Genomic DNA, 23,764 nt, shown 5'->3' on the forward strand with positions numbered 1-23,764 from the left:
GCCCGCGCGCCCGCAAAAAACACCCCCGCACCAACCCACCCACCACCCCACCCCCTCCCCCCCTCCCCAGCGAGAGGGACGCGCTGCGGGCGGGGGCGGCGTAGGGGGTGGCCGCGGAGAGGGGCGTTGCGGGTGATTTTCAGACTGCCAACGGTCTGAGCGCCCCACCCACAGGGTCGGCAGTCTGAAAATCATCCAGCCCCCGGAGCGACCACCCCCCGGAGCCGCCCCCGCCACCCACCCTCCCGAAAGCCCCCCGAACAACCCAAAGACCCCCACCGAACCCGGCAGGGGCCTCCAGATACAGGACTCAGCGGTGATCGAGCGCCGGGTTGACAGTCACCTCGACCCGCTGGAACTCCTTGAGCTCGGTGTAGCCCGTGGTGGCCATCGCCCGCCGCAGCGCACCGAAGAGGTTCATGGTGCCGTCCGGGGTGTGCGAGGGACCGGTCAGGATCTCCTCGGTGGTGCCGACCGTGCCGAGGTCCACCCGCTTGCCGCGCGGCAGCTCCTCGTGGACGGCCTCCATGCCCCAGTGGAAGCCCTTGCCCGGGGCGTCCGTGGCGCGGGCCAGCGCCGCGCCGATCATCACCGCGTCGGCGCCGCAGGCGACGGCCTTCGGGATGTCGCCGCTGAAGCCGACGCCGCCGTCCGCGATCACGTGCACGTAGCGCCCGCCGGACTCGTCCATGTAGTCACGACGCGCGGCGGCCACATCGGCGACCGCGGTGGCCATCGGCACCTGGATGCCCAGCACGCCCCGGGTGGTGTGGGCGGCGCCCCCACCGAACCCGACCAGCACGCCGGCCGCGCCGGTCCGCATCAGGTGCAGGGCGGCGGTGTACGTGGCGCAGCCGCCGACGATGACCGGGACGTCCAGCTCGTAGATGAACTGCTTGAGGTTGAGCGGCTCGGCGGCACTGGAGACGTGCTCGGCCGAGACGGTGGTGCCGCGGATGACGAAGACGTCGACGCCGGCGTCCACGACGGCCTTGGAGAACTCGGCGGTGCGCTGCGGCGAGAGCGCGGCGGCGGTGACCACACCGGAGTCGCGGACCTCCTGGATCCGCTGCTTGATCAGCTCGGCACGGATCGGCGCCGCGTAGATCTCCTGCAGCCGGCGGGTGGCGAGGGACGCGTCGGTGATCGAGGCGATCTCGTCGAGCAGCGGCTGCGGGTCCTCGTAGCGGGTCCACAGGCCTTCGAGGTTCAGCACGCCCAGGCCGCCGAGGCGGCCGATGGCGATGGCCTGCTGCGGCGAGACCACGCTGTCCATCGGGGCGGCCAGGAACGGCAGCTCGAAGCGGTAGGCGTCGATCTGCCAGGCGATCGAGACCTCCTTCGGGTCCCGGGTCCGGCGGCTGGGGACGACGGCGATGTCGTCGAAGGCGTAAGCCCGGCGGCCGCGCTTGCCTCGCCCGATCTCGATCTCAGTCACTTCGAGCCCTTCTGCTGTGTTGCTCATGCCCGCCGGGTCACCCCGGCAGACCCCAGTATCCCGTACGGCTGCGGGTCCCGCCCCGACGGCCCGGTCCCCGGACACCGGGCCCGGGCCCCGGACACGCGGAAGGGCCCGCCTCAGCGGGCCCTTCCGTGTTCGGTCGGTCAGCGGGTCGAGTAGTTCGGCGCCTCGACGGTCATCTGGATGTCGTGCGGGTGGCTCTCCTTGAGGCCCGCCGAGGTGATCCGGACGAAGCGGCCCTTGCTCTCCATCTCGGCGATGGTGCCGGCGCCGACGTAGCCCATGGTCTGGCGGAGGCCGCCGACCAGCTGGTGCAGCACGGCCGACAGCGGGCCGCGGTACTGCACCTGGCCCTCGATACCCTCGGGGACGAGCTTGTCGTCCGAGGCGACCTCGGCCTGGAAGTAGCGGTCCTTGGAGTACGAGCGGCCCTGGCCGCGGGACTGCATGGCGCCCAGCGAGCCCATGCCGCGGTAGGACTTGAACTGCTTGCCGTTGATGAACAGCAGCTCGCCCGGGGACTCCTCGCAGCCGGCCAGCAGCGAGCCGAGCATGACGGTGTCGGCACCGGCGGCCAGCGCCTTGCCGATGTCGCCGGAGTACTGCAGGCCGCCGTCGCCGATGACCGGCACGCCGGCCGCCCGGCAGGCCAGCGCGGCCTCGTAGATGGCGGTGATCTGCGGGACGCCGATGCCGGCGACGACGCGGGTGGTGCAGATGGAGCCGGGGCCGACGCCGACCTTGACGCCGTCCACGCCGGCGTCGATCAGCGCCTGGGCGCCGTCGCGGGTGGCGACGTTGCCGCCGACCACGTCGACGCCGACGGCCGACTTGATCTTCGCGATCCAGTCCAGCGCGTTGTGGCTGTGGCCGTGCGAGGTGTCCACCACGAGGAAGTCCACGCCGGCCTCGACCAGGGCCTGGGCCCGGTCGAACGCCTCGGCGCTGGCGCCGACGGCGGCGCCGACCAGCAGCCGGCCCTCGGCGTCCTTGGCGGCGTTCGGGTACTGCTCGGCCTTGACGAAGTCCTTGACGGTGATCAGGCCCTTGATCCGGCCCTCGTCGTCGACCAGCGGCAGCTTCTCGATCTTGTGGCGGCGCAGCAGTGCCATCGCGTCCACGCCGGAGATGCCGACCTTGCCGGTGATCAGCGGCATCGGGGTCATGATCTCGCGGACCTGGCGGCTGCGGTCCGACTCGAAGGCCATGTCGCGATTGGTGACGATGCCGAGCAGCTTGCCCGCCTCGTCGGCGATCGGCACGCCGGAGATGCGGAACTTGGCGCACAGCGCGTCGGCCTCGGCCAGCGTGGTGTCCGGGCCGACCGTGATCGGGTCGGTGACCATGCCGGACTCGGAGCGCTTCACCAGGTCGACCTGGTTGGCCTGGTCCTCGACCGACAGGTTGCGGTGCAGCACGCCGACGCCGCCCTGGCGCGCCATCGCGATGGCCATCCGCGACTCGGTGACCTTGTCCATCGCCGCGGAGAGCAGCGGGATGTTGACGCGGACGTTCCGGGAGACCCGCGAGGAGGTGTCGACCTGGTTCGGCAGCACCTCGGAGGCCCCGGGCAGCAGCAGGACGTCATCGAACGTGAGCCCGAGCATGGCGAACTTCTCGGGTACGCCTGCGGCGTTGTAAGACATTTGGGGGGTACCTTCCGTGGCCGGCCTTATCCGCTCACGCCCTGAGGGTGGGGGCGCATTCATCGCTCACTCGCGCAGACCGCCGAAAGCCGGGTGCAATGGGAGGATCCTCCAAGGGGACCCAGCGCGCACCCGTGAAACTTTGGCAACCCGCCCAGGCGCCGATACCCCATGGTACTGGCACCGCGAATGTGTCCTCGTGTGCCCTTGACAACAACCCCGCCCCGTCGCTCATTCCGAGCGCCGCCGAAGCGCCGCCGAACGGCCGCCGAGCGGAGGACGCCGAGGTCAGGACGGCGTCAGGAGGATTCCTCGGCGAGCGCCCGCAGCCGGCTGAGCGCCCGGTGCTGGGCCACCCGGACGGCGCCGGGCGACATCCCGAGCACCTCGCCGGTCTCCTCCGCCGACAGCCCGGCGGCCACCCGGAGCAGCACCAGCTCGCGCTGACGGGCCGGCAGGTTGGAGAGCAGCTCCTTCGCCCAGGCCGCGTCGCTGCTCAGCAGCGCCTGCTCCTCCGGGCCGAGCGCCTCGTCCGGCACCTCGGGCAGGTCGTCCTGCGGGACGACGGTCGAGCCGGGCCCGCGCATCGCGGCCCGCTGCAGGTCGGCGATCTTGTGCGCGGCGATGCCGTACACGAAGGCCTCGAACGGCCGTCCCTGGTCCTTGTACCGGGGCAGCGCGCAGAGCACCGCGACGCAGACCTCCTGCGCGACGTCGTCCACGTGGTGCCGGGCCCCGCCGGGCAGCCGGGCCAGCTTGGCGCGGCAGTACCGCAGCGCCAGCGGGTGGACGTAGGCGAGCAGGGCGTCGATCGCCGGGCCCTCGCCGCGCACGGCGGCCGCGACCAGCTCGCCCACCAGGGGCGAGCCGCCCGTGCCGAGCACCGGCGGGCGGCCCGGGCCGGCCGTGGTGCCGCCCGAATCGGCGTACGACGGATCGTGACCCGGGCCGGAGGGCTCGGCCTCCACCGGGTCCGCCTGGCCGGCCGCACCGGCGACGTCGTCGCGCATCGGTCCATGGTGCCTGGTCGAGCGGGAAAACGCGGCACCGCGTCCGGAGTTGTGCACCGGAACGTTATGCGCTGGCGCACCGTGGGGCGTGCCGCGCACCACCGGCCCCTCCTGCACCGTGCCGCCTCCCGCCCCGCCGTCGGTGGTCCCGTCCTTCGCGCCGTCCGCCGAGTGTCCTGCGGTTGCGTGGTTCGCCGCAGTGCCTGTCCGCTGGTCCCCGAGGTGCTCCACTCCTCCATGGTGCAACCTCGGGACCGTAACGTCACACGCCTGTGCGGTCCCCGCTCCGGGAATCACCGACGGCGCGCCGCATCCGACGGCGCCGCCGGTGGTCAGCGGACCAGGCCCCAGCGGAAACCCAGTGCCACCGCGTGCGCGCGGTCCGAGGCTCCGAGCTTCTTGAACAGCCGTCGGGCGTGGGTCTTGACGGTGTCCTCGGACAGGAACAGCTCGCGCCCGATCTCGGCGTTGCTGCGTCCGTGGCTCATGCCCTCCAGGACCTGGATCTCACGCGCCGTCAGGGTCGGCGCCGCGCCCATGTCGGGGCTGCGCAGCCGGCGCGGGGCGAGCCGCCAGGTCGGGTCGGCGAGGGCCTGGGTGACGGTGGCCCGCAGTTCGGCGCGCGAGGCGTCCTTGTGCAGGTACCCGCGGGCGCCCGCGGCCACCGCGAGCGCGACGCCGTCGAGGTCCTCGGCGACGGTGAGCATGATGATCCGCGCGCCCGGGTCGGCGGACAGCAGCCGCCGCACGGTCTCGACCCCGCCGAGGCCGGGCATCCGGACGTCCATCAGCACGAGATCGGAGCGGTCGGCCACCCAGCGGCGGAGGACCTCCTCCCCGTTCGTCGCGGTGGTGACCCGGTCCACACCGGGTACGGTCGCGACGGCGCGGCGAAGCGCCTCGCGGGCAAGCGGGGAATCGTCGCAAACGAGAACGGAAGTCATGACCGTCGTCCTCCGCAGCTGATCCGCGTCACGTTGAGCCTCCTGGACTGGTACGAACCTCTCCGACACGGCCGATCGGCGACAGACTCCGTCCTGATCGCCCCGACTTGCCCGCGATCGTTCCCGACGTCCGGCGCCCGCCAACCGCCTCCGCACTTCCAACGACCGTCACTCGAATGAGTTACGGCCTTCAGGGCCATCTCCACCACTGTACGTGGCCAACTCATTACCGATCAGCCGCATCGCGGTGCACACGCCGCACTTTTGCGCAGCTCGCGCGCGGTCGGCGTACGACCCGCACATCGATTCGGTGCGTCGCGCGCCCGTCGGCCACCCGATTGCCACGCCCACGCCCGCCGAACCCCTTGCCCACTTTGCCCGTTTTTATAGCTTTCGTATGGTCATTGACTGTTGTGCCAGTGTGTGGGTGACTTGTCCATGGAGTTGCCTTAAGTCATATTTCCAGGTGTCCACACCAGTGCGTCGAAGCCCCGCCGTGCCGCTCGGCAGCAGCCCGCCGAACGCCCGGCCGACGGCCGACAGCCTCTGAAGGGAATGAGCCATGGCAGATTTCTCCCGCCTCCCCGGTCCCAACGCGGACCTCTGGGACTGGCAGCTCTCCGCAGCCTGCCGTGGCGTGGACAGCTCGCTCTTCTTCCACCCCGAGGGCGAGCGCGGGGCCGCACGCAGTTCGCGCGAGGCCAGCGCCAAGGAGGTCTGCATGCGCTGCCCGGTGATCGCCGAGTGCGCGGCGCACGCGCTGGCGGTCCGCGAACCGTACGGGGTCTGGGGCGGGATGACCGAGGACGAGCGCGAGGAGATGCTGGGGCGCTCGCGGCACCGGCTGGTGGAGGTCCCGCTGACCCCGCCGGCGGTCGCGCAGCACTAGACCCGCCTCCACGGCGCGCCGTGAAGAAACGTTTCTTCGCGGCGCCTCAGCCTGTGCACGGCCGATCGGGCACCGACGGGAGCTCCGTCACCCGCCGTCAGCGGGCGGCCGCCGCCCCCGCCAGCCGCTCCAGCATCAGTGCCACGGCCGGCACCTCGGCCAGGTCCGGCAGGGTCAGCGCGACCACCTGGCGCACCGCCGGCGCCCCGGAGGCCGTCCGCACCGGCACCGTCGACACGCCGTCAGGGCGCACCGACTGCAGCGCCAGCCGGGGCAGCACCGCCACCCCCAGCCCGGCCGCCACCAGGCCGACCACCGCCGGGTAGTCGTCCGTCGCGAAGTCGATCCGGGGCTCGAAGCCCGCCCCCGCGCACAGTTCCACCAGGTGCCCCCGGCACTGCGGGCAGCCGGCGATCCACTGCTCCTCCGCCAGTTCGGCCAGCCCCACCGGCCTGCCGCGGCCGGCCAGCGGGTGGGCGGCGGGCAGCAGGCCCACCAGCGGGTCGTCCAGCAGCGGGGTGACCACCAGGTCGGACCAGTCGGTGCCGGCGGTCAGCTGCTGGGCCTCCAGGTTGGCCTCGGCCCGCGCCTCGCGCGGCGTGCCGTGCGCGGGGGCCGGGAGGGCGGCGGCGCCGTCGGACTGCGGGTAGCGGAAGGCCAGCGCGATCTCGCACTCGCCGCCGCGCAGCATCGCCAGCGACTCCGGCGGCTCCGCCTCCACCAGCGACACGCGCACCCCCGGATGGCTGTCCCGCAGCCGGGCGACCGCGGGCGGCACCAGGGTGGAGCTCGCGGTCGGGAAGGAGACCAGCCGCACCCGGCCGGCCCGCAGCCCGGCGATCGCGGCCACCTCCTCCTCGGCGGCGGAGAGCCCGGCCAGGATCCCGGTGGCGTGCTTGAGCAGGACCCGCCCGGCCTCGCTGAGCTGCATCCCGCGGCCCGAGCGAACCACCAGCGGGGTGTCCACGGACTTCTCCAGGGCCTTCATCTGCTGGCTGATGGCGGGCTGCGTACACCCCAGCTCGCGGGCGGCGGCGGAGAAGGAGCCGGTGCGGGCGACGGCACGCAGAACGCGCAGATGGCGGGCCTCGATCATGCCTCAGTTATAAGGCAATCTTTGCATTCTGCAAAATTCTACTGATAGTTGAAGCCTGGAACACGACCCGAACAGCCGGAGGCCCGGCCGCGCCCACGAGGGGTGCGGCCGGGCCTCCGGTCAGTCGTTCGGGCCTCAGTGCGAGTGGCCGTGACCGTGGGAGTGGCCGTGACCGTTGTCGGCCTCCTCCTCCTTCTTCTCCACCACGAGGGTCTCGGTGGTGAGGAGCAGGGAGGCGATCGAGGCGGCGTTCTCCAGGGCGGAGCGGGTGACCTTGACCGGGTCGATGACGCCGGCCTTCACCAGGTCACCGTACTCGCCGGTGGCGGCGTTGTAGCCCTGGCCGGCCTCCAGCTCGGAGACCTTGGAGGTGATGACGTAGCCCTCCAGGCCGGCGTTCTGGGCGATCCAGCGCAGCGGCTCGTGCAGCGCCTTGCGGACGACCGCGACACCGGTCGCCTCGTCGCCCGACAGGCCCAGGCCACCGTCCAGCACCTTGGCGGCGTGGACCAGGGAGGCGCCACCGCCGGCGACGATGCCCTCCTCGACCGCGGCACGGGTCGCCGAGATGGCGTCCTCCAGGCGGTGCTTGCGCTCCTTCAGCTCCACCTCGGTGGCGGCGCCGACCTTGATGACGCAGACGCCGCCGGCCAGCTTGGCCAGGCGCTCCTGCAGCTTCTCGCGGTCCCAGTCGGAGTCGGTCGCGGCGATCTCGCCCTTGATCTGGGCGACGCGGCCGGCCACGGCCTCGGCGTCACCGGCGCCGTCGACGACGGTGGTCTCGTCCTTGGTGATGGTCACGCGGCGGGCGGTGCCCAGCACGTCCAGGCCGACCTGGTCGAGCTTGAGGCCGACCTCCTCGGAGATGACCGTGCCGCCGGTCAGGGTGGCCAGGTCGCCGAGGATCGCCTTGCGGCGGTCGCCGAAGCCCGGGGCCTTGACGGCGACGGCGTTGAAGGTGCCGCGGATCTTGTTCACGACCAGGGTCGACAGCGCCTCGCCGTCGACGTCCTCGGCGATGATCAGCAGCGGCTTGGAGGCACCGCCCTGCAGGATCTTCTCCAGCAGCGGCAGCAGCTCCTGGATGGAGGAGATCTTGCCCTGGTTGATCAGGATGTACGGGTCCTCCAGGACCGCCTCCTGCCGCTCCGCGTCGGTGACGAAGTACGGCGACAGGTAGCCCTTGTCGAACTGCATGCCCTCGGTGAAGTCCAGCTCCACGCCGAAGGTGTTCGACTCCTCGACGGTGATGACACCGTCCTTGCCGACCTTGTCGATCGCCTCGGCGATCAGCTCGCCGACCTGGGTGTCCTGCGCGGAGAGGGACGCGACGGCGGCGACGTCGTCCTTGCCCTCGATCTCGCGGGCGATGGACAGCAGGTGCTCGGAGACGGCGGCGACGGCCTTGTCGATGCCCTTCTTCAGGGCAGCCGGGCCGGCACCGGCGGCGACGTTGCGCAGACCCTCGTTGACCAGGGCCTGGGCCAGCACGGTGGCGGTGGTGGTGCCGTCACCCGCGACGTCGTTGGTCTTGGTGGCGACCTCCTTGACGAGCTGCGCGCCAAGGTTCTCGTACGGGTCGTCCAGCTCGACCTCACGCGCGATGGTGACACCGTCGTTGGTGATGGTCGGGGCGCCGAACTTCTTGTCGATGACGACGTTGCGGCCCTTGGGGCCGATGGTCACCTTGACGGTGTCGGCCAGCTTGTTGACACCGCGCTCCAGCGAGCGGCGGGCGTCCTCGTCGAACTGCAGGATCTTCGCCATGTTCCCTATTCCCTCGGGGATGCGGTCGGCCCACCGGCCGCCGAACTACGTGAACCAACAACCACGCCCCGGGCCCCTGTCACTGGGACACGGATCCGGGGCGGGTCGGAACGACTTACTTCTCGATGATCGCGAGAACGTCGCGGGCCGAGAGGACCAGGTACTCCTCGCCCTGGTACTTCACCTCGGTGCCGCCGTACTTCGAGTACAGGACGATGTCACCGACGGCGACGTCGAGCGGCAGACGCTGGCCGTCCTCGAAGCGGCCCGGGCCGACGGCCAGGACGACGCCCTCCTGGGGCTTCTCCTTGGCGGTGTCCGGGATAACCAGGCCGGAGGCCGTGGTGGTCTCGGCGTCGAGCGGCTGGACCACGATGCGGTCCTCGAGCGGCTTGATGGCAACCTTGCTGCTGGTGGTCACGTCCGAGCTCCCCTTCGGAGATTACGGGGCTATCTAACGGGTAGGTGGCGAACCTGCGGGCCTGCCGTCGCGGGGGTCAGACACGCGTCTTCGCGTTAGCACTCCCCCAGTGGGGAGTGCCAAGGACGACCATAGGCCGGTGTTAGCACTCAGTCAACCAGAGTGCCAACGGCGCGCCCGGGGATCCCGGGCTACGGATGAGTAGCCGTACTCATGTGCGGCGAGCGGACGGGCGGCCAGACTCCTGCCATGACCTCGATCCCGATGCGCGTCGGGCCGGCCCGGCTCAAGGACGCGGCGCTCGCCCTGCTGGCACTGCCTCTGCTCGGAGGCGTGCTCCCGTTCGTCGTCTTCTACGTCGTCGCCTCCATGGGAAACGGCCCGGGTACCGGGGACGACGGGGACGGCAGCGCGTGGGCCTTCCTGGGCTTCGGCATGATGGCCGGCCCGGTGGCCGCCCTCGTGGCGGGCGTCGTCGTGGCCGTGCGCAGTTGGCGCTCCGGCTACCAGTTCCTCCCGGTCGCCGCCGCACTCTCGCCGCTCCTGCTGCCCCTGGTCCTCTCCTCGGGCGTCCTGTGGCGGTGAACCGACCGCCGGCGCGGCCGCGGATGCCCTGGGCGGTGGACCTGCCGCTCCCCCTCGTGGTGGTCCTCGGATCCGCCGTGGCGCTCACCGCCGCAGCGGTGGCGAACCTCCTCCTGACCGGGCTCACCCACGCGGGGACGGCCTCGGCCGTCCTCGTCGGCGCGGTCCTGCTCGCCGCCCTGGCACTGACCGCCCGCGGCACCTGGCGGCTCGGGTACCGGATCACGCCCTGGGTCACGGTGGCGACGCCGCTCGCAATGGCGCTGTCGGCCCTGCTGACGGGCTGACCGGTCAGAATGACCTCGTGGACACCGAGAACCTCCAGCCCCTGCTGACCCCTGAAGGCCAGGCCCTGCTCGCCGAACTGCGCGAGTTCACGCCCGAGGAGGAGCTGGCGCTGGCCACCCGGCTGCGGCGGGAGCACCCGGCGGAGCTGGTGTCGGCGGCCTTCGGACAGGCGCGGCTGCGGCAGCGGGCGCGGGCGAAGTTCGGGGCCGACGCCGACCTGATGTACTTCACGCCCAACGGGGTCGAGCAGTCCACCCGGCGCAGCGTGGCCGAATGGCGGGCCCGGCGGTTCGCCGAGCTGGGCGTACGGCGGCTGGCGGACCTCTGCTGCGGCATCGGCGGGGACGTGCTGGCGCTGGCCCGGGCGGGCATCGAGGTGCTGGCCGTCGACAAGGACCCGGCGGCCTGCGCCGCCACCGCCGCGAACGCCGCCGCGCTGGGCCTGGCCGAGCTGGTCGAGGTGCGCTGCGCGGACGTCGCCGAGGTCGACGTCACCGGCTACGACGCGGTGTTCACCGACCCGGCCCGGCGCACCGCGCGCGGCCGGGTCTTCGACCCGGAGGCGTACGCGCCGCCGCTCTCCTGGGCGATCGAGGCCGGCCGTCGGACCCCGATCGGGGCGCTGAAGGTCGCGCCGGGCATCCCGCACGGGGCCGTCCCCGAGGACGCCGAGGCCGAGTGGGTCTCCGACCACGGCGACGTCAAGGAGGCCGTGCTCTGGTTCGGCACCAGGGCCGCCCGCCCGCACCGCGCCACCCTGCTGCCGCAGGGCGCCAGCCTGGTCGGCGGCGACCTGCCCGACCCGCCGGCCGGCCCGGTCGGGCGCTACCTGTACGAGCCGGACGGCGCGGTGATCCGGGCCCACCTGGTCGCCGAGGTCGCCGAGCAGGTAGGCGGCCGGCTGATCGACCCGAAGATCGCCTACCTGACCTCGGACGAGCTGGTCGCCACCCCGTACGCGCACGCCTTCGAGCTGACCGACGTGCTGCCGTTCCACATCAAGAAGCTGAAGGCCCTGCTGCGCGAGCGCGCGGTCGGCACGGTGGTGATCAAGAAGCGCGGAATGGCGATCACCCCGGAGGAGCTGCGCCGCCAGCTGAAGCCGTCCGGGCCGAACAGCGTCACGGTGATCCTCAGCCGCACCGACCACGGCCCGCTGATGATGCTGGGGCAGCCCGTCTGACCGCTACGACGCGGGGGCCTGGATGTAGTCCTCCAGCCGGGCCACCGAGAAGCCCTGCTCCTGGATCCGGGCCAGCAGGTCGCCGAACATCTGGGTCATCGTCGCGCCCTTGAGCTCCTTGGGGCCGCGGAAATGCGCCAGGATGATGTCGCCGGGCTTCAGCTTCTTGTCCGCGGCCTGGTACTGCATGTCGTGGATCTGCATCGACTCGCGCCACAGCACGATCGCGCGCGGACCGCACTGCTGCACCGAGGTGTTGAGCATCGGGGTGTTGGCGCCGTCGCCGAACGGCGGGCGGAACAGCAGCGGGGCGGTGCCGTACTGCTGGGTGAGCGCGGCCTGGTCGTCGCAGACCTCGGACTTCTGCTTGTCCGCTGGCAGCTTGCTCATCACCGGGTGGTCCACGGTGTGGTTCTGGATGTGGTTGCCCAGCGCCTGGAGCGGCTTGAAGTACCCGTAGTCGTTCTTGACGATGTCCTTCGTCAGGAACATCGAGATCGGCACCTTGAGGTCGGTCAGCATCTCGACGAACTTCGGGTCCTTCTCGGCACCGTCGTCGATGGTGATGAAGACCACCTTGTCGGTCGTCTTCACCTCGCTGAACACCGGTACCGGGCCGGTCCGTTCGAGCTTGACGGGCTTGTCTGCGGGCGGCGCCGGGGCGGGGGCGAGCGGGGTGAGGTTCCACTTCGCCCAGGCCGCCGCGTTCGCGCCCGCCGGGGCGGGGGCGCCGGGGGTGGCGGCCGCACCGGTCGGGGCGGCTCCGGTCGGCTGGGGCGCGGCCGGCGCCGCCGTCGTGGCGGCCGGGGCGGCGCCGCCGCCGTTGTCGCCGCACGCGGTGGCGAAGGCCAGCAGGGCCAGTGCCCCCACCGCGTACGTCCTGGTCCTGCTCCGCCCGTTCCTGCTCACCGCACCGCGCTCCCGGTTCCCGTCCAGCCTGCTCTCAGCTATTGCACGGTAGCGGCTGGGGTCGCGGTTCCCGGCCGTGGCCTCATTCGGCGTGCTCGCTGGTGAAGGACCAGCGGTGCACCGGGCGGCCGAGCAGTTCGGCCGGCGGGTCGGGGAGCGGCACCGGCTCGCCGCTCCACCAGGTGATCAGCAGCACCCTCTCGCCCGGGGCGGAGAACAGTTCGAGGCGCTCCAGCCCGGCCGTGCCGCGCACCGCCGGCAGCGCCGTCTCCCGTGCCCAGGCGGCGAGTTCGGCCCCTCGGCCGTCCGCCGCCCGGGCCTCCCACATCGCGGCGACGGTCATCCGGCGCTGCCGCCGAGGGCGTCGTAGGCCTGGCCGTGGACGTCGCCGTGCCCGAGGTCCGCGGCGGGCACGTGGACGTCGGTCACCGGCAGCGAGGAGTCGGCGGACAGGTCGAGGGCGGAGGGCGCGCGGTCGCGCCACACCATCTCGGCGCCCAGGGCCGCCACCATCGCGCCGTTGTCGGTGCACAGGCCCGGCCGGGGCACCCGCAGCCGGATGCCGGCCCGGTCGCAGCGCTGCTGGGCCATCTCGCGCAGCCGCGAGTTGGCCGCGACGCCGCCGCCGATCATCAGGTGGTCGACGCCGTTGTCCTTGCACGCCTTGACGGCCTTGCGGGTGAGCACGTCGGTGACCGCCTCCTGGAAGGACGCCGCCACGTCGGCGATCGGCACCTCCTCGCCGGCCCGGCGCTTGGCCTCCACCCAGCGGGCGACGGCGGTCTTCAGTCCGGAGAAGGAGAAGTCGTACTCCGGGTCGTTCCGGCCGCTCAGGCCGCGCGGGAAGGCGATCGCCTTCGGGTCGCCCTCGCGGGCCTTCCGGTCGACCACCGGGCCGCCGGGGAAGCCCAGGCCGAGCACCCGGGCGACCTTGTCGAAGGCCTCGCCGGCCGCGTCGTCGATGGTCGCGCCGAGCGGGCGGACGTCGGTGGTGATGTCCTCGCTGAGCAGCAGCGAGGAGTGCCCGCCGGAGACCAGCAGGGCCATCGTCGGCGAGGGCAGCCGGCCGTGCTCCAGCTGGTCGACGCAGATGTGCGAGGCGAGGTGGTTGACCCCGTACAACGGCTTGTCCAGCGCCCAGGCGTACGCCTTCGCGGCGCTGACGCCGACCAGCAGCGCGCCGGCCAGGCCGGGGCCGGCGGTGACGGCGATGCCGTCCAGGTCGCTGGCCTTGATCCCGGCGCTGTCCAGGGCGCGCTCGATGGTGGGGACCATCGCCTCCAGGTGCGCGCGGCTGGCGATCTCCGGGACGACGCCGCCGAAGCGGGCGTGGTCGTTGACGCTGGACGCGACCGCGTCGGCCAGCAGCGTGGTGCCGCGCACGATGCCGACGCCGGTCTCGTCGCAGGAGGTCTCGATGCCGAGGACGAGCGGTTCGTCAGCCATGGCGGGTGTCCTCAATGTCCTTCGGGTCAGTGCTGTCAGTGCTGGGGTGGTCGAGGCGCATCACCAGCGCGTCGACGTTGGCGGGCTGGTAGTAGCCGCGCCGGATGCCCACCGGTTCGAAGCCGTGGCGCTCGTACAGCCGCTGGGCGCGCGGGTTGTCCACCCGCACCTCCAGCAGCAGCTCGGCGCAGCCGCGCCGGGCGGACTCCCGGATCAGGTCGGTGAGCAGCGCCGTGCCGAGGCCGGCGCCCTGGTGGCGGTCGTCGACGGCGATGGTCTGGACGTCGCCCTCGCCGGCGATCGCCATCAGTCCGGCGTAGCCGACGATCGCGCCGTCCGCGGCGGTGGCGACGGTGTAGTGGCGGGTACCGCCGGAGTGGGCCTCGGCCAGCTCGGACCAGAACATCCCGGTGGACCAGGCGTCCTCGGGGAAGAGCCTCTGCTCCAGTTCCATCACCGGCGCGATGTCCCACCAGCGCATCGGGCGCAGGGTGGTGCCGTGGTTCACGCCGGGAGCACCGCCTTGTAGCCCGCCGGGACCTGGGCGTCGGGACGCCGCAGGTACAGCGGGACGTTCGGCAGCAGCTCGCGCCCGGCGGCCAGCTCGGCGGCGGCGAAGCCGGCCAGGGCGCCGGCCGACACGTGCTCGGGGCCGTGCGCGCCCGGGAAGGCGTCGGGGTAGAGCAGCGCGCCGGCGCCGACGGAACGCTTCTGCGGGGTCAGCTCGGCCGGGCGGTCCACGCTCGGGCCCTCGGTGCGGCGGCCCTCGGCGTCGTACGAGGCCCAGTAGACCTCCTTGCGGCGCGCGTCCGTGGCGACCGTGAACGGCTGCCCGGCCAGGCCCTCGGCGCGGGCCTGGAAGGCGATCGCGTCCAGGGTGCAGACGCCGTACACCGGCAGCCCGAGGGCGTGACCGAGCGCGGCGGCGGTCACCAGGCCGACCCGCAGGCCGGTGTACGGGCCCGGGCCGACGCCGACCGCGATCCCGGTCAGCCGGTGCTTGTCCACCCCGGCCGTCCGCAGGACCCCGTCGATCGCGGGCAGCAACAGTTCGCCGTGGCGCCGGGCATCGACCTGGTGGGTCTCGGCCAGGACGGCGGTGCCGTCGTGGACGGCGGCGGTGACGGCGGGGGTAGCGGTGTCGAACGCGAGCAGCAGCACGGGTCAAGGTTAGACCGACGTTGAGCCGACCGGCCGATCGGCAAGGTGTACCCCTCGGGAACACACATCCGAGGCGCTGCGACCCGGCCGGACGGACCTGGCACGATGGGGCGGTACGAAAAGGGACGGCGGCGGGAGCAGCACGTGGCGAAGATGGGTCCTGGAGTTGTGGTCACGGGGCTGACCCTGGGGGCCCTGGCGGTGGTGAGCCTGCTGGCCTTCCAGGCCAACGGCGCCCAGGACCGGGCGGGCGGCGCCAAACCCACCGCCGCCACCACCACGACGACCGGCACGGCGCCCGCCGTGGCGCCGAGCGCCTCGGCCACCCCGACCGTCCCGCCGCTGCCGGCCACCTCGGGCACCGGCACCCGGGTCGTCTACTCGGTCGGCAGCCACTACGTCTGGCTGGTCGACCCGAGGAAGAACCCGCAGGTCGCGGCCGCCTTCCCGGTCGCCCCGGGCACGGTCGAGCCCGCCCCGGGCAACTACGCGGTGTACAGCCGCACCGCCACCACCACGGGGACGGACGGCCGGCAGATCGAGCACGTGGTGCGCTTCGCCCAGCAGAACGGCGTGGTGTTCGGCTTCAGCGCGGCCGTGGACGGCGCGACGCCGACCGCCGACCCGAAGACCAAGACCGGCGGCATCCGCAGCGGCCGCGCCGAGGGCCAGCTGCTCTGGGACTTCGCACCGAAGGACACCAAGGTGATCGTGGTCGCCTAGCACAGGCCCTGTGGCCTGAGGCCTGCGGCCTGTGGTCTGAGACGGCTCACGCGGCCCGGGGTGTCTCCGTCCCGGGCTCCTCGGCCTGCCTCGGCTTCGGCTCGGGCGGGGTGGACACCGCCTCGGCGGCCGCGCAGGCGGCCAGCAGCGCCCGCATCGGCTCCCCCGGAGTGCGGTGCGCGGACTCTCCGGCCCCGGCGGCGCGGACGGCGCGCTCCGGGGCGGGGGTGGTGCTCGACATGGAGCCTCCCTAGTTAGGCAGACCTAACCGCAGCACCCATCCCACCACGCCCGGCACCCCGCCCGCAACATCTTCCCGACAGCCTGTCGGGAAGTCGAGACGGCCCGCTACGCCAGCTCCGCCAGCTCCACGCCCGCCCAGCGCGGGCCGATGCCGGTCAGCAGCACCCGGCGCGGGTCGTGGTCGTCCCCGACGGCGGTGTCGCCCAGGGCGCGCTCGATCCGGACCTCCAGCCGGTCCTCGGACAGCCGCTCGACCTTGCCCTCGCCCCACTCGACGACGACCACCGACTCCGGCAGCGAGACGTCCAGGTCGAGGTCCTCCATCTCGTCCAGGTCCCCGCCCAGCCGGTACGCGTCCACGTGCACCAGCGACGGGCCCCCGACCAGCGAGGGGTGCACCCGGGCGATCACGAAGGTCGGCGAGGTCACCGCCCCGCGGACCTGCAGCCCCTCCCCCAGGCCCCGGGTCAGCGTGGTCTTCCCCGCCCCCAGCTCGCCGGAGAGCAGCACCAGGTCCCCCGGCCGCAGCAGCGCGGCCAGCTCCCGGCCGAGCCGGCCCATCCGCTCCGGGGTGGGGACGGTGAGAGTGGCGTGCGAGCCCATGCGCGTGTCTTGCCCTTCGGTCCGTACCGGCGCGCCGACCACCGGCCGCCACCGCTACCGTGCCACATCGCCGCCCCCGGATGCGTCGGACGGGCACCGGGCGGACAGGGGGCGGGCGTCAGACGGGCTCCGGGGCCGCCTCGGCGGCCTGCTCCCGGGCCAGGTCGAGGACGGCCGCGGGCAGCGGCGCGGCCCCGGCGAAGTCGGCGGCCCGGCGCAGCAGCAACGCCAGCTCGCGATCGACCAGCTCCGGCCGCTCCAGCATCACCAGGTGCCCGGCGCCCTCGGCCAGGACCAGCTCGGCCCCTGGCAGCCGCTCGGCCATCGCCTCGCTGTGCGCCGAGGGCGTCAGCAGGTCCTTCGTCCCGGCCAGCACCAGGGCCGGCAGACCGCGCAGGGCGGCCAGCGCCTCGTACTTCTCGTGCACGCCGAACACCGGGTAGAACTCGGCGACCACGTCGATCGGGGTGGCGTCCAGCAGCTGCTCGGCGAAGCGCACCACACCGGGGTCGACGTCCCGGCTCCCGAAGGAGAACCTGCGGTAGAAGACGGAGGTCACGTCCGCGCCCAGCCGCCTGGTCGCCTCCACCAGGTCCACCTGGCGGCCCAGCAGCTTCACCACCCCGGGCGCGACCTTCTTGAACAGCTTCGCCCCGGCCTTCGGCAGGCCGAGGCTCACGTCGTTCCAGCCGCCCGCGAGCGTGCCGATCAGGGCGACGCCGACGACGCGCTCCCGGAACAGCTCCGGGTGCTGGTCGGCCAGCGCCATCACCGTCATGCCGCCCATCGAGTGGCCCACCAGCACCAGCGGCCCGGTCGGCGCCACGGCGTCGATCACCGCCTTGAGGTCGCCGCCCAGCTGGTCGATGCCGGCCGGCTCGCCCGCCAGGTACGAGCGGGAGCGCTCGGAGCGGCCGTGGCTGCGCTGGTCCCAGAAGACCAGCCGCATGCCCTCGCGCAGGGCGGCCCGCTGGAAGTGCCAGCTGTCCTGGTTGAGGCAGTAGCCGTGGCAGAACACCACGGTCAGCGGCTCGGGGCTGCCGTCCGGCATGTCCCAGCCGGTGCCGTCCAGTTCGACGTACAGCTCGGTGCCGTCCGGTGCGGCCACCGTCCTCGGGCGGCCGCGCAGCGAGCCGTACGGGGCGCTGGCGTCCAGCTCGGCCCTGGCCCGGCGGCGCATCGCCCGGCCGACGGTCAGCCGTTCGATCGCCACCCCAGCGGCCGCGCCGGCCGCCAGCACACCGACCGAGATCCCGATCACGCCCGCCCGGCTCACCCCGGAGGCGGCGTCGGCCACCTTGGCCACCGCCGCGACCGCGCCGTCCCCGGCCGGTGCGTCGGTCATGCCGACGGACCCTCGGTGTGGCTGCCGCCCAGGTAGCGGCGGGGCACCCGGGCACCGATCCGGGTGACGATCTCGTACGAGATGGTGCCGCAGGCGCGGGCCCAGTCCTCGGCGGTCGGCTCGCCGCGTTCGCCGTTGCCGAACAGCAGCGCCTCGTCGCCGATCCCGGGGGTGTCCCCGCCCAGGTCCACCACGAACTGGTCCATCGCCACCCGGCCGGCGACCGTGCGCCACTTGCCGCCGATCTGCACCGGGCCGGTGCCGCTGGCGTGCCGGGGGATGCCGTCGCCGTAGCCGACCGGGACGAGGCCCAGCGTGGTCGTGCCGGGCGTCGTGTAGTGGTGGCCGTAGCTGACCCCGTGCCCGCCGGGGACCTCCTTGACCAGCGCCAGCCGCGCGGTCAGCGACATCACCGGGCGCAGCCCGAAGTCGGCCGGCGAGCCCACCTCGGGCACCGGCGACAGCCCGTACGCGGCGAGGCCGGTGCGAACCAGGTCGAAGTGCGTCTGGGGCAGCAGCAGGGTGGCCGGCGAGTTCGCCAGGTGCCGCAGCTCCGGGCGCAGCCCGGCCGCCTCGGCCGCGGCCAGGGCGGCGTGGAAGGAGTCCAGCTGGGCCTGGATCGACGGGTGGCCGGGCTCGTCGGCGGCGGCGAAGTGCGACCAGACGCCGACGACCGTGAGCAGGCCCTCGGCCTCGGCGCGGCGGGCGGCGGCGACCAGCTGCGGCCAGTCGTGCGGCTGGCAGCCGTTGCGGCCGAGGCCGGTGTCCGCCTTGAGGTGCACGCGCGCGGGGATGCCGGTCTCGCGGACGGCCGGCAGCAGCTCGTCCAGCGCCCACTGGCCGCTGACCGAGATGTCCAGGTCCGCGCGCAGCGCCTCGCGCCACGGCCCGCCGGGCGTCCACAGCCAGCACAGGATGCGGGCCTGCTCCGGGCGGATGCCCCCGGCCCGCAGCGCCAGCGCCTCCTCGGGCGTCGCGCAACCGAACCAGCCGATCCCGTTGGCGACCGCCTCGCGGGCACACTCGACCGCGCCGTGGCCATAGGCGTCCGCCTTGACCGCGAGCATCACCGCCGTGCTGCCGACGCGCTCGCGCAGCGCGGCGAGGTTGCCGCGCAGGGCGGCGAGATCGATGGTCGCCTCGGCCCGTACGCCGTCGGTCAGGGTGGCTGTGCCGGTCGTGTTCGCAGTTGTCATCAGGGTCAGTCTCCCAGACGTCCCGGAGTCCTCGCCGAACGGCCCATCGACGCGGCGGCCGACGCCCGGGCCCCACCGACCGCACCGATCTGCGGCAAACCGTGCGTCACCGGTCTTTCGGACGCCCGCGGCGGACCGTTCGGTTCCGCTCCCGGGCCGCCGCGCCAGCCGCCGCGCTAGCCGTTGCGCACCGCCCGCCACACCGTCGGCAGTGCCTCGGCCACCGCCAGGGCCGTCACCGGCGCGCCCGGCGCGCCCGCCGCCTCGCGGCCCGCCAGGCCGTGCAGGTAGGCGGCCACCGACGCGGCGTCCAGCGGCGGGAGGCCCGCCGCCAGGAGGGAGCCGGCCAGGCCGGCCAGGACGTCGCCGCTGCCGGCGGTGGCCAGCCAGGAGGTGCCGGTGGGGTTCACCCGGACGGCGCCGCCCGGGTCGGCGACCACGGTCGTGGAGCCCTTCAGCAGCACGGTCGCACGGTAGGCGGCCGCCAGCCGGCGGGCGGTGGCGAGCCGGGTGGCGGCCAGGTCGTCGGCGGCCGGGGGCGCGGTGCCGTCGGCACCGGCGAGCAGCCGGGCGGCCTCACCGGTGTGCGGGGTGAGCAGGGTGGGCGCGGTGCGGCCGGCCAGCGCGTCCGGGCCGAGCCGGCCCAGCTCGGTCAGCCCGTCCGCGTCCACCAGCACCGGGACGTCGCTCGCCAGCGCCTCGGCCAGCGTCTGCCGCGCACCCTCGCCGCCGCCCGGCCCGACCACCCAGGCCTGCACCCGCCCGGCCCCGGCCGGCCCGCCCTCGGTGACCAGCGTCTCGGGGAAGCGCCGCACCACCTCGTCGGCCGCCGGGCCCACGTACCGGACGGCACCCGCGCCGCCCCGCAGCGCCCCGGCGACGGCCAGCAGTGCCGCCCCCGGGTACGTCGCCGAGCCGGCCGCCACCCCGACCACACCGCGCCGGTACTTGTCGCTCTCCGCGCCGGGCTCCGGCAGCAGCCCCGCCACGTCCGCGTGCTGCAGGGCCGTCACGTCCGCCGCCGGGAGCTCCAGCCCGATGCCGACCACCTGCACGACGCCCGCGTACGAGGCCCCCGGGTCGACCAGCAGCCCGGGCTTGTACGTGCCGAAGCAGACCGTGACGTCCGCGCGCAGCGCGATGCCCGGCACCTCACCGGTGTCCGCCTCGACCCCGCTGGGCAGGTCCACCGCCACCACCGTGCCGCGCCGTTCGGCCCGCGCGTACGGCTCCGCCTCGGGGCGCAGCCCGCCCCGCCCGCCGATGCCGACGATCCCGTCCAGCACCAGGTCCGCGCGCGAGAAGTCGGCCAGGCCGACTTCCTGCTCCGCCGTCACTCGTCCGCCGGCGGCCCGCAGCGCGGCCAGCCCGCCCGCGTGCACCTTCTCCGGCGCCAGCAGCACCGCCGTCACCCGCGCCCCCCGCCGGGCCAGCGAGGCCCCGGCGTACAGCGCGTCACCCCCGTTGTCCCCACTGCCCGCCAACACCACCACCCGACTGCCGTACACCCGCCCCCGACACCGGGTCAGCAGCCGCGCACACGTCGCCGCCAGCCCGGCGGCCGCCCGCTGCATCAGGGTGCCCCCCGGCAGCCGCGCCATCAGCTCGGCCTCGGCGGCCCGGACGGTTTCCACAGGGTGTGCATGACGCATGGCGGGGCTCCTCCAGCACTCGGCTACCGCCGACGCTAGCCGCCGGGAGACACGACGGCGCCCCTGCGGTAGGACGCAGCCACCGCAGGGGCGCCGTAAGGCCGAGCGACTACTCGACGGTGACCGACTTCGCCAGGTTGCGCGGCTGGTCGACCTCGTGGCCCTTGGCCGTGGCCAGCTCGCAGGCGAAGACCTGGAGCGGGACGGTGGAGACCAGCGGCTGGAGCAGGGTCGGGGTGACCGGGATGCGGATCAGGTGGTCCGCGTACGGGACGACGGCCTCGTCGCCCTCCTCCGCGATCACGATCGTGCGGGCGCCGCGGGCCCGGATCTCCTGGATGTTGGAGACGATCTTGTCGTGCAGGATGGACCGGCCGCGCGGCGAGGGCACGACCACCACGACCGGCAGCCCCTCCTCGATCAGCGCGATCGGGCCGTGCTTGAGCTCGCCCGCCGCGAAGCCCTCGGCGTGCATGTACGCCAGCTCCTTGAGCTTGAGCGCGCCCTCCAGGGCCACCGGGAAGCCGACGTGGCGGCCGAGGAAGAGCACCGAGCGGGCGTCGGCCAGCGAGCGGGCCAGCTCGCGCACCGGCTCCATGGTCTCCAGGACCTGCTCGACCTGCTTCGGCGCGTCGCCGAGCTCCTTGATGATGGTGAAGATCTCGTCGCCCCACTTGGTGCCGCGCACCTGGCCCAGGTAGAGGGCGACCAGGTAGCAGGCGACCAGCTGGGTCAGGAACGCCTTGGTGGACGCGACCGCGACCTCCGGCCCGGCGTGCGTGTACAGCACGGCGTCCGACTCGCGCGGGATGGTGGAGCCGTTGGTGTTGCAGATCGCCAGCACCTTGGCGCCCTGCTCACGGGCGTGCCGCAGCGCCATCAGGGTGTCCATGGTCTCGCCGGACTGCGAGATGGCGATGACCAGGGTGCCCGGGCCCATGATCGGGTCGCGGTAGCGGAACTCGGAGGCGACCTCGACCTCGCACGGGATGCGGGTCCAGTGCTCGATCGCGTACTTGGCGATCATGCCGGCGTGGAAGGCGGTGCCGCACGCGACGATGACGACCTTGTCGACGGAGCGCAGGTCGGCGTCGGAGATGCGCAGCTCGTCCAGGGTGAGCCGGCCGTCGGTGCCGATCCGGCCGAGCAGGGTGTCGGCGACGGCCTTCGGCTGCTCGGCGATCTCCTTGAGCATGAAGTAGTCGTAGCCGCCCTTCTCGGCGGCGGAGGCGTCCCAGTCGACGTGGTACTCGCGCACCTCGGCCGGGGTGCCGTCGAAGTCGGTCACCGTGACGCCCTCGCGGCGCAGCTCGACGACCTGGTCCTGGCCCAGCTCGATCGCCTCGCGGGTGTGCGCGATGAAGGCGGCGACGTCCGAGGCGAGGAAGTTCTCGCCCTCGCCGCGGCCCACGACCAGCGGCGAGTTGCGGCGGGCACCCACGACGACGTCCGGCGCGTCGGCGTGCACGGCCACCAGGGTGAAGGCGCCCTCCAGCTGACGGCAGACCACGCGCATGGCCTCGGCGAGGTCGCCCTGGTAGGCCTCGCCCAGCAGGTGGGCGACGACCTCGGTGTCGGTCTCGGACCGGAGGGTGTGGCCGCGCTCGGCGATCTCGGCGCGCAGCTGGGCGAAGTTCTCGATGATGCCGTTGTGCACCACCGCGACCCGCTGGGTGTCGTCCAGGTGGGGGTGGGCGTTGGCGTCCGTCGGGCCGCCGTGGGTGGCCCAGCGGGTGTGACCGATGCCGGTGGTGCCGCCGGGCAGAGGGGTCTCGGCGAGCGACTTCTCGAGGTTGGCGAGCTTCCCGGCCCGCTTGTCGGTGGACAGGCTCCACTGCCCGTCGGAGTCCTGAACCTGCACCGCGACACCGGCCGAGTCGTAACCCCGGTACTCCAGGCGCTGCAGGCCTGCGATTACTACGTCGAGGGCGGACTGCGCGCCCACGTATCCAACAATTCCGCACATGCGTGCCAGCATAAGGGCCGTTCTGTGGCCGTTTTCCCGCCCTGCGCGAACGCTGCGTGACCGACACCACAAGCACCGTGAACGCCGCGACGGCTCACAATGGAGCATGTGCTGACCGAACTCTGTACGCGGGGCGCCGCCACGCCCGGCCCGTCCCCGTCCCCCTACGTGGACCTCAGCCGGGCCGAGTGGAGCGCGCTGCGCGAGCGTACGCCGCTGCCGCTGACCGCAGAGGAGGTGGAGCAGCTTCGCGGCCTCGGCACCGCCCTCGACCTGGACGAGGTTCGCGACGTCTACCTGCCGCTGTCACGGCTGCTGAACCTCTACATCCATGCCACCCACGAACTGCGCGGCACGCTGGGCACCTTCCTGGACACCCCGGACACCGAGCGCACCCGCACCCCGTTCATCATCGGCGTGGCCGGCTCCGTGGCCGTCGGCAAGTCCACCACCGCCCGGCTCCTCCAGGCCCTGCTCGCCCGCTGGCCCGAGCACCCCCGGGTCGAACTGGTCACCACCGACGGCTTCCTGCTCCCCAACGCGGAGCTGCGCCGCCGCGGCCTGATGGCCCGCAAGGGGTTCCCCGAGTCGTACGACCGCCGGGCGCTGATGCGCTTCGTCGCGGACGTGAAGGCCGGCAAGGAGCGGGTCAGCGCGCCGGTCTACTCGCACCTGGTGTACGACATCGTGCCGGACGAGCGGCTGACGGTGGAGCGCCCGGACATCCTGATCGTCGAAGGCCTGAACGTGCTGCAGCCGGCCCTGCCCGGCAGCGACGGCCGCACCCGCCTCGCCGTGGCCGACTACTTCGACTTCTCGATCTACGTCGACGCCCGGACCGACGACATCGAGCACTGGTACCTGGACCGCTTCCGCAAGCTGCGGCAGACCGCCTTCCAGGACCCGAACTCCTACTTCCGCCGCTTCACCGAGGTGCCGGAGGAGGAGGCGATGGAGTACGGCCGACAGGTCTGGCGCACCATCAACAAGCCCAACCTGCTGGAGAACGTGCTGCCGACCCGCGGCCGGGCCACCCTGATCCTGCAGAAGGGCGCGGACCACAAGGTCCGCCGGGCGCTGCTGCGCAAGCTTTGAGGCACGCCGAAGGCCCCCGCCGACCGGCTCGGAAACTTGGGTTCAAGGGGTCGTCGCAACACCACTTGGTTTCAGGTGGTGAGTAGATCACGTAGACGCTCGGCTGGGGTATCCCAGCCGAGCGTCTTGCGTGG

24 protein-coding genes are annotated in these 23,764 nt (G+C 73.2%); 6 read left to right on the forward strand and 18 right to left on the reverse strand.

Annotated features, from left to right (window positions below):
- Window positions 1–310 precede the first annotated feature (310 nt).
- The 4 genes from OP86_RS28305 to OP86_RS28320 form a co-directional block, all read right to left on the reverse strand.
- Window positions 311–1,438 (reverse strand): GuaB3 family IMP dehydrogenase-related protein, encoded by a 1,128-nt coding sequence (locus OP86_RS28305; protein WP_030260854.1) that lies wholly within the window; start codon window positions 1,436–1,438, stop codon window positions 311–313.
- A gap of 167 nt (window positions 1,439–1,605) precedes the next feature.
- Entirely contained in the window at window positions 1,606–3,108 is a 1,503-nt protein-coding gene (gene guaB / locus OP86_RS28310) for an IMP dehydrogenase (protein WP_030055870.1), read from the reverse strand.
- Between the two features lie 299 nt (window positions 3,109–3,407).
- Window positions 3,408–4,118, reverse strand: coding sequence for a sigma-70 family RNA polymerase sigma factor (locus OP86_RS28315; RefSeq protein ID WP_078589534.1), 711 nt, complete (start codon window positions 4,116–4,118; stop codon window positions 3,408–3,410).
- Between the two features lie 332 nt (window positions 4,119–4,450).
- A complete protein-coding gene (locus OP86_RS28320) occupies window positions 4,451–5,062 on the reverse strand; it encodes a response regulator transcription factor (protein ID WP_014136228.1) in 612 nt (203 codons plus the stop codon).
- Window positions 5,063–5,624: 562 nt separating this feature from the next.
- Here OP86_RS28320 and OP86_RS28325 point away from each other — a divergent pair.
- Window positions 5,625–5,951 (forward strand): WhiB family transcriptional regulator, encoded by a 327-nt coding sequence (locus OP86_RS28325; protein ID WP_030055868.1) that lies wholly within the window; start codon window positions 5,625–5,627, stop codon window positions 5,949–5,951.
- 97 nt (window positions 5,952–6,048) lie between these two features.
- Here the strand turns inward: OP86_RS28325 and OP86_RS28330 are convergent, their stop codons facing one another.
- The 3 genes from OP86_RS28330 to groES all read right to left on the reverse strand — a co-directional run bounded on the left by OP86_RS28330 (window position 6,049) and on the right by groES (window position 9,235).
- A complete protein-coding gene (locus OP86_RS28330; protein WP_030055867.1) occupies window positions 6,049–7,047 on the reverse strand; it encodes a LysR family transcriptional regulator in 999 nt (332 codons plus the stop codon).
- 135 nt (window positions 7,048–7,182) lie between these two features.
- Window positions 7,183–8,814 carry a chaperonin GroEL gene (gene groL / locus OP86_RS28335; RefSeq protein ID WP_030055866.1) on the reverse strand — a complete coding sequence of 544 codons (1,632 nt, stop codon included), beginning with the start codon at window positions 8,812–8,814 and terminating at the stop codon, window positions 7,183–7,185.
- A 115-nt stretch (window positions 8,815–8,929) separates the two neighbouring features.
- Complete coding sequence (gene groES, locus OP86_RS28340; protein WP_014136232.1) at window positions 8,930–9,235, reverse strand: co-chaperone GroES; 306 nt, start codon at window positions 9,233–9,235, stop codon at window positions 8,930–8,932.
- A 249-nt stretch (window positions 9,236–9,484) separates the two neighbouring features.
- On the opposite strand from groES, the gene OP86_RS28345 reads away from it, so the two are divergent.
- Genes OP86_RS28345 through OP86_RS28355 form a run of 3 tightly spaced genes read left to right on the forward strand, consistent with a single transcriptional unit; the run spans window position 9,485 to window position 11,291 of the window.
- The gene (locus OP86_RS28345; RefSeq protein WP_030055865.1) at window positions 9,485–9,820 is read left to right on the forward strand and encodes a hypothetical protein; all 336 of its coding nucleotides are present in this window, start codon (window positions 9,485–9,487) and stop codon (window positions 9,818–9,820) included.
- On the forward strand, window positions 9,817–10,107 hold the full coding sequence (locus OP86_RS28350; protein ID WP_157849861.1) for a hypothetical protein: 291 nt from the start codon (window positions 9,817–9,819) through the stop codon (window positions 10,105–10,107). Before OP86_RS28345 ends, OP86_RS28350 begins: the two co-directional genes overlap by 4 nt.
- Window positions 10,108–10,124: 17 nt before the next feature.
- Window positions 10,125–11,291: a THUMP-like domain-containing protein gene (locus OP86_RS28355; RefSeq protein WP_030055863.1), complete on the forward strand. Its 1,167-nt coding sequence runs from the start codon at window positions 10,125–10,127 to the stop codon at window positions 11,289–11,291.
- 3 nt (window positions 11,292–11,294) lie between these two features.
- Here OP86_RS28355 and OP86_RS38900 read toward each other — a convergent pair whose 3' ends face one another.
- From OP86_RS38900 to tsaB, 5 genes are all read right to left on the reverse strand, one after another.
- Window positions 11,295–12,200, reverse strand: a complete 906-nt coding sequence (locus tag OP86_RS38900) for a polysaccharide deacetylase family protein (RefSeq protein ID WP_030260857.1) — start codon at window positions 12,198–12,200, stop codon at window positions 11,295–11,297.
- Between the two features lie 82 nt (window positions 12,201–12,282).
- Entirely contained in the window at window positions 12,283–12,543 is a 261-nt protein-coding gene (locus tag OP86_RS28365) for a hypothetical protein (RefSeq protein ID WP_030055861.1), read from the reverse strand.
- Window positions 12,540–13,646 carry a tRNA (adenosine(37)-N6)-threonylcarbamoyltransferase complex transferase subunit TsaD gene (gene tsaD, locus OP86_RS28370; RefSeq protein ID WP_030055860.1) on the reverse strand — a complete coding sequence of 369 codons (1,107 nt, stop codon included), beginning with the start codon at window positions 13,644–13,646 and terminating at the stop codon, window positions 12,540–12,542. Before tsaD ends, OP86_RS28365 begins: the two co-directional genes overlap by 4 nt.
- Window positions 13,639–14,127: a ribosomal protein S18-alanine N-acetyltransferase gene (rimI, locus tag OP86_RS28375; RefSeq protein ID WP_030055859.1), complete on the reverse strand. Its 489-nt coding sequence runs from the start codon at window positions 14,125–14,127 to the stop codon at window positions 13,639–13,641. Before rimI ends, tsaD begins: the two co-directional genes overlap by 8 nt.
- 23 nt (window positions 14,128–14,150) lie before the next feature.
- A complete protein-coding gene (gene tsaB, locus OP86_RS28380) occupies window positions 14,151–14,807 on the reverse strand; it encodes a tRNA (adenosine(37)-N6)-threonylcarbamoyltransferase complex dimerization subunit type 1 TsaB (RefSeq protein WP_030055858.1) in 657 nt (218 codons plus the stop codon).
- A 153-nt stretch (window positions 14,808–14,960) separates the two neighbouring features.
- Between tsaB and OP86_RS28385 the strand changes: the two genes are divergently transcribed.
- The gene (locus tag OP86_RS28385) at window positions 14,961–15,530 is read left to right on the forward strand and encodes a hypothetical protein (protein WP_037795878.1); all 570 of its coding nucleotides are present in this window, start codon (window positions 14,961–14,963) and stop codon (window positions 15,528–15,530) included.
- Between the two features lie 46 nt (window positions 15,531–15,576).
- Here OP86_RS28385 and OP86_RS28390 read toward each other — a convergent pair whose 3' ends face one another.
- The 6 genes from OP86_RS28390 to glmS all read right to left on the reverse strand — a co-directional run bounded on the left by OP86_RS28390 (window position 15,577) and on the right by glmS (window position 22,535).
- On the reverse strand, window positions 15,577–15,771 hold the full coding sequence (locus tag OP86_RS28390) for a hypothetical protein (protein ID WP_030260862.1): 195 nt from the start codon (window positions 15,769–15,771) through the stop codon (window positions 15,577–15,579).
- Window positions 15,772–15,878: 107 nt separating this feature from the next.
- Entirely contained in the window at window positions 15,879–16,376 is a 498-nt protein-coding gene (gene tsaE / locus OP86_RS28395; RefSeq protein ID WP_030055856.1) for a tRNA (adenosine(37)-N6)-threonylcarbamoyltransferase complex ATPase subunit type 1 TsaE, read from the reverse strand.
- Between the two features lie 118 nt (window positions 16,377–16,494).
- Entirely contained in the window at window positions 16,495–17,721 is a 1,227-nt protein-coding gene (locus OP86_RS28400) for an alpha/beta fold hydrolase (protein WP_051830842.1), read from the reverse strand.
- On the reverse strand, window positions 17,718–18,917 hold the full coding sequence (gene alr / locus OP86_RS28405; RefSeq protein WP_051830844.1) for an alanine racemase: 1,200 nt from the start codon (window positions 18,915–18,917) through the stop codon (window positions 17,718–17,720). The genes OP86_RS28400 and alr overlap by 4 nt, the downstream gene beginning before the upstream one ends.
- A 176-nt stretch (window positions 18,918–19,093) precedes the next feature.
- A complete protein-coding gene (locus tag OP86_RS28410) occupies window positions 19,094–20,569 on the reverse strand; it encodes an NAD(P)H-hydrate dehydratase (RefSeq protein ID WP_030260867.1) in 1,476 nt (491 codons plus the stop codon).
- A gap of 109 nt (window positions 20,570–20,678) precedes the next feature.
- Complete coding sequence (gene glmS / locus OP86_RS28415; RefSeq protein WP_078589536.1) at window positions 20,679–22,535, reverse strand: glutamine--fructose-6-phosphate transaminase (isomerizing); 1,857 nt, start codon at window positions 22,533–22,535, stop codon at window positions 20,679–20,681.
- Window positions 22,536–22,634: 99 nt separating this feature from the next.
- Here glmS and coaA point away from each other — a divergent pair, with 99 nt between their 5' ends.
- A complete protein-coding gene (gene coaA, locus OP86_RS28420; RefSeq protein ID WP_030260870.1) occupies window positions 22,635–23,630 on the forward strand; it encodes a type I pantothenate kinase in 996 nt (331 codons plus the stop codon).
- Window positions 23,631–23,764 lie beyond the last annotated feature (134 nt).

Source organism: Streptomyces novaecaesareae (genome assembly GCF_000716875.1).
GTDB lineage: Bacteria > Actinomycetota > Actinomycetes > Streptomycetales > Streptomycetaceae > Kitasatospora > Kitasatospora novaecaesareae.

Coding starts and splice junctions, on each gene's coding strand:
- rimI (WP_030055859.1), bottom strand. CDS start 14,127: ATGCGCTGGTGGGACATCGCGCCGGTGATGGAACTGGAGCAGAGGCTC.
- OP86_RS28345 (WP_030055865.1), top strand. CDS start 9,485: ATGACCTCGATCCCGATGCGCGTCGGGCCGGCCCGGCTCAAGGACGCG.
- alr (WP_051830844.1), bottom strand. CDS start 18,917: ATGACAACTGCGAACACGACCGGCACAGCCACCCTGACCGACGGCGTA.
- OP86_RS28390 (WP_030260862.1), bottom strand. CDS start 15,771: ATGTCGAGCACCACCCCCGCCCCGGAGCGCGCCGTCCGCGCCGCCGGG.
- OP86_RS28365 (WP_030055861.1), bottom strand. CDS start 12,543: ATGACCGTCGCCGCGATGTGGGAGGCCCGGGCGGCGGACGGCCGAGGG.
- glmS (WP_078589536.1), bottom strand. CDS start 22,535: ATGTGCGGAATTGTTGGATACGTGGGCGCGCAGTCCGCCCTCGACGTA.
- OP86_RS28315 (WP_078589534.1), bottom strand. CDS start 4,118: ATGCGCGACGACGTCGCCGGTGCGGCCGGCCAGGCGGACCCGGTGGAG.
- OP86_RS28385 (WP_037795878.1), top strand. CDS start 14,961: ATGGGTCCTGGAGTTGTGGTCACGGGGCTGACCCTGGGGGCCCTGGCG.
- OP86_RS28410 (WP_030260867.1), bottom strand. CDS start 20,569: ATGCGTCATGCACACCCTGTGGAAACCGTCCGGGCCGCCGAGGCCGAG.
- coaA (WP_030260870.1), top strand. CDS start 22,635: ATGGAGCATGTGCTGACCGAACTCTGTACGCGGGGCGCCGCCACGCCC.
- OP86_RS28325 (WP_030055868.1), top strand. CDS start 5,625: ATGGCAGATTTCTCCCGCCTCCCCGGTCCCAACGCGGACCTCTGGGAC.
- tsaD (WP_030055860.1), bottom strand. CDS start 13,646: ATGGCTGACGAACCGCTCGTCCTCGGCATCGAGACCTCCTGCGACGAG.
- OP86_RS28320 (WP_014136228.1), bottom strand. CDS start 5,062: ATGACTTCCGTTCTCGTTTGCGACGATTCCCCGCTTGCCCGCGAGGCG.
- OP86_RS28400 (WP_051830842.1), bottom strand. CDS start 17,721: ATGACCGACGCACCGGCCGGGGACGGCGCGGTCGCGGCGGTGGCCAAG.
- groL (WP_030055866.1), bottom strand. CDS start 8,814: ATGGCGAAGATCCTGCAGTTCGACGAGGACGCCCGCCGCTCGCTGGAG.
- guaB (WP_030055870.1), bottom strand. CDS start 3,108: ATGTCTTACAACGCCGCAGGCGTACCCGAGAAGTTCGCCATGCTCGGG.
- tsaE (WP_030055856.1), bottom strand. CDS start 16,376: ATGGGCTCGCACGCCACTCTCACCGTCCCCACCCCGGAGCGGATGGGC.
- OP86_RS28330 (WP_030055867.1), bottom strand. CDS start 7,047: ATGATCGAGGCCCGCCATCTGCGCGTTCTGCGTGCCGTCGCCCGCACC.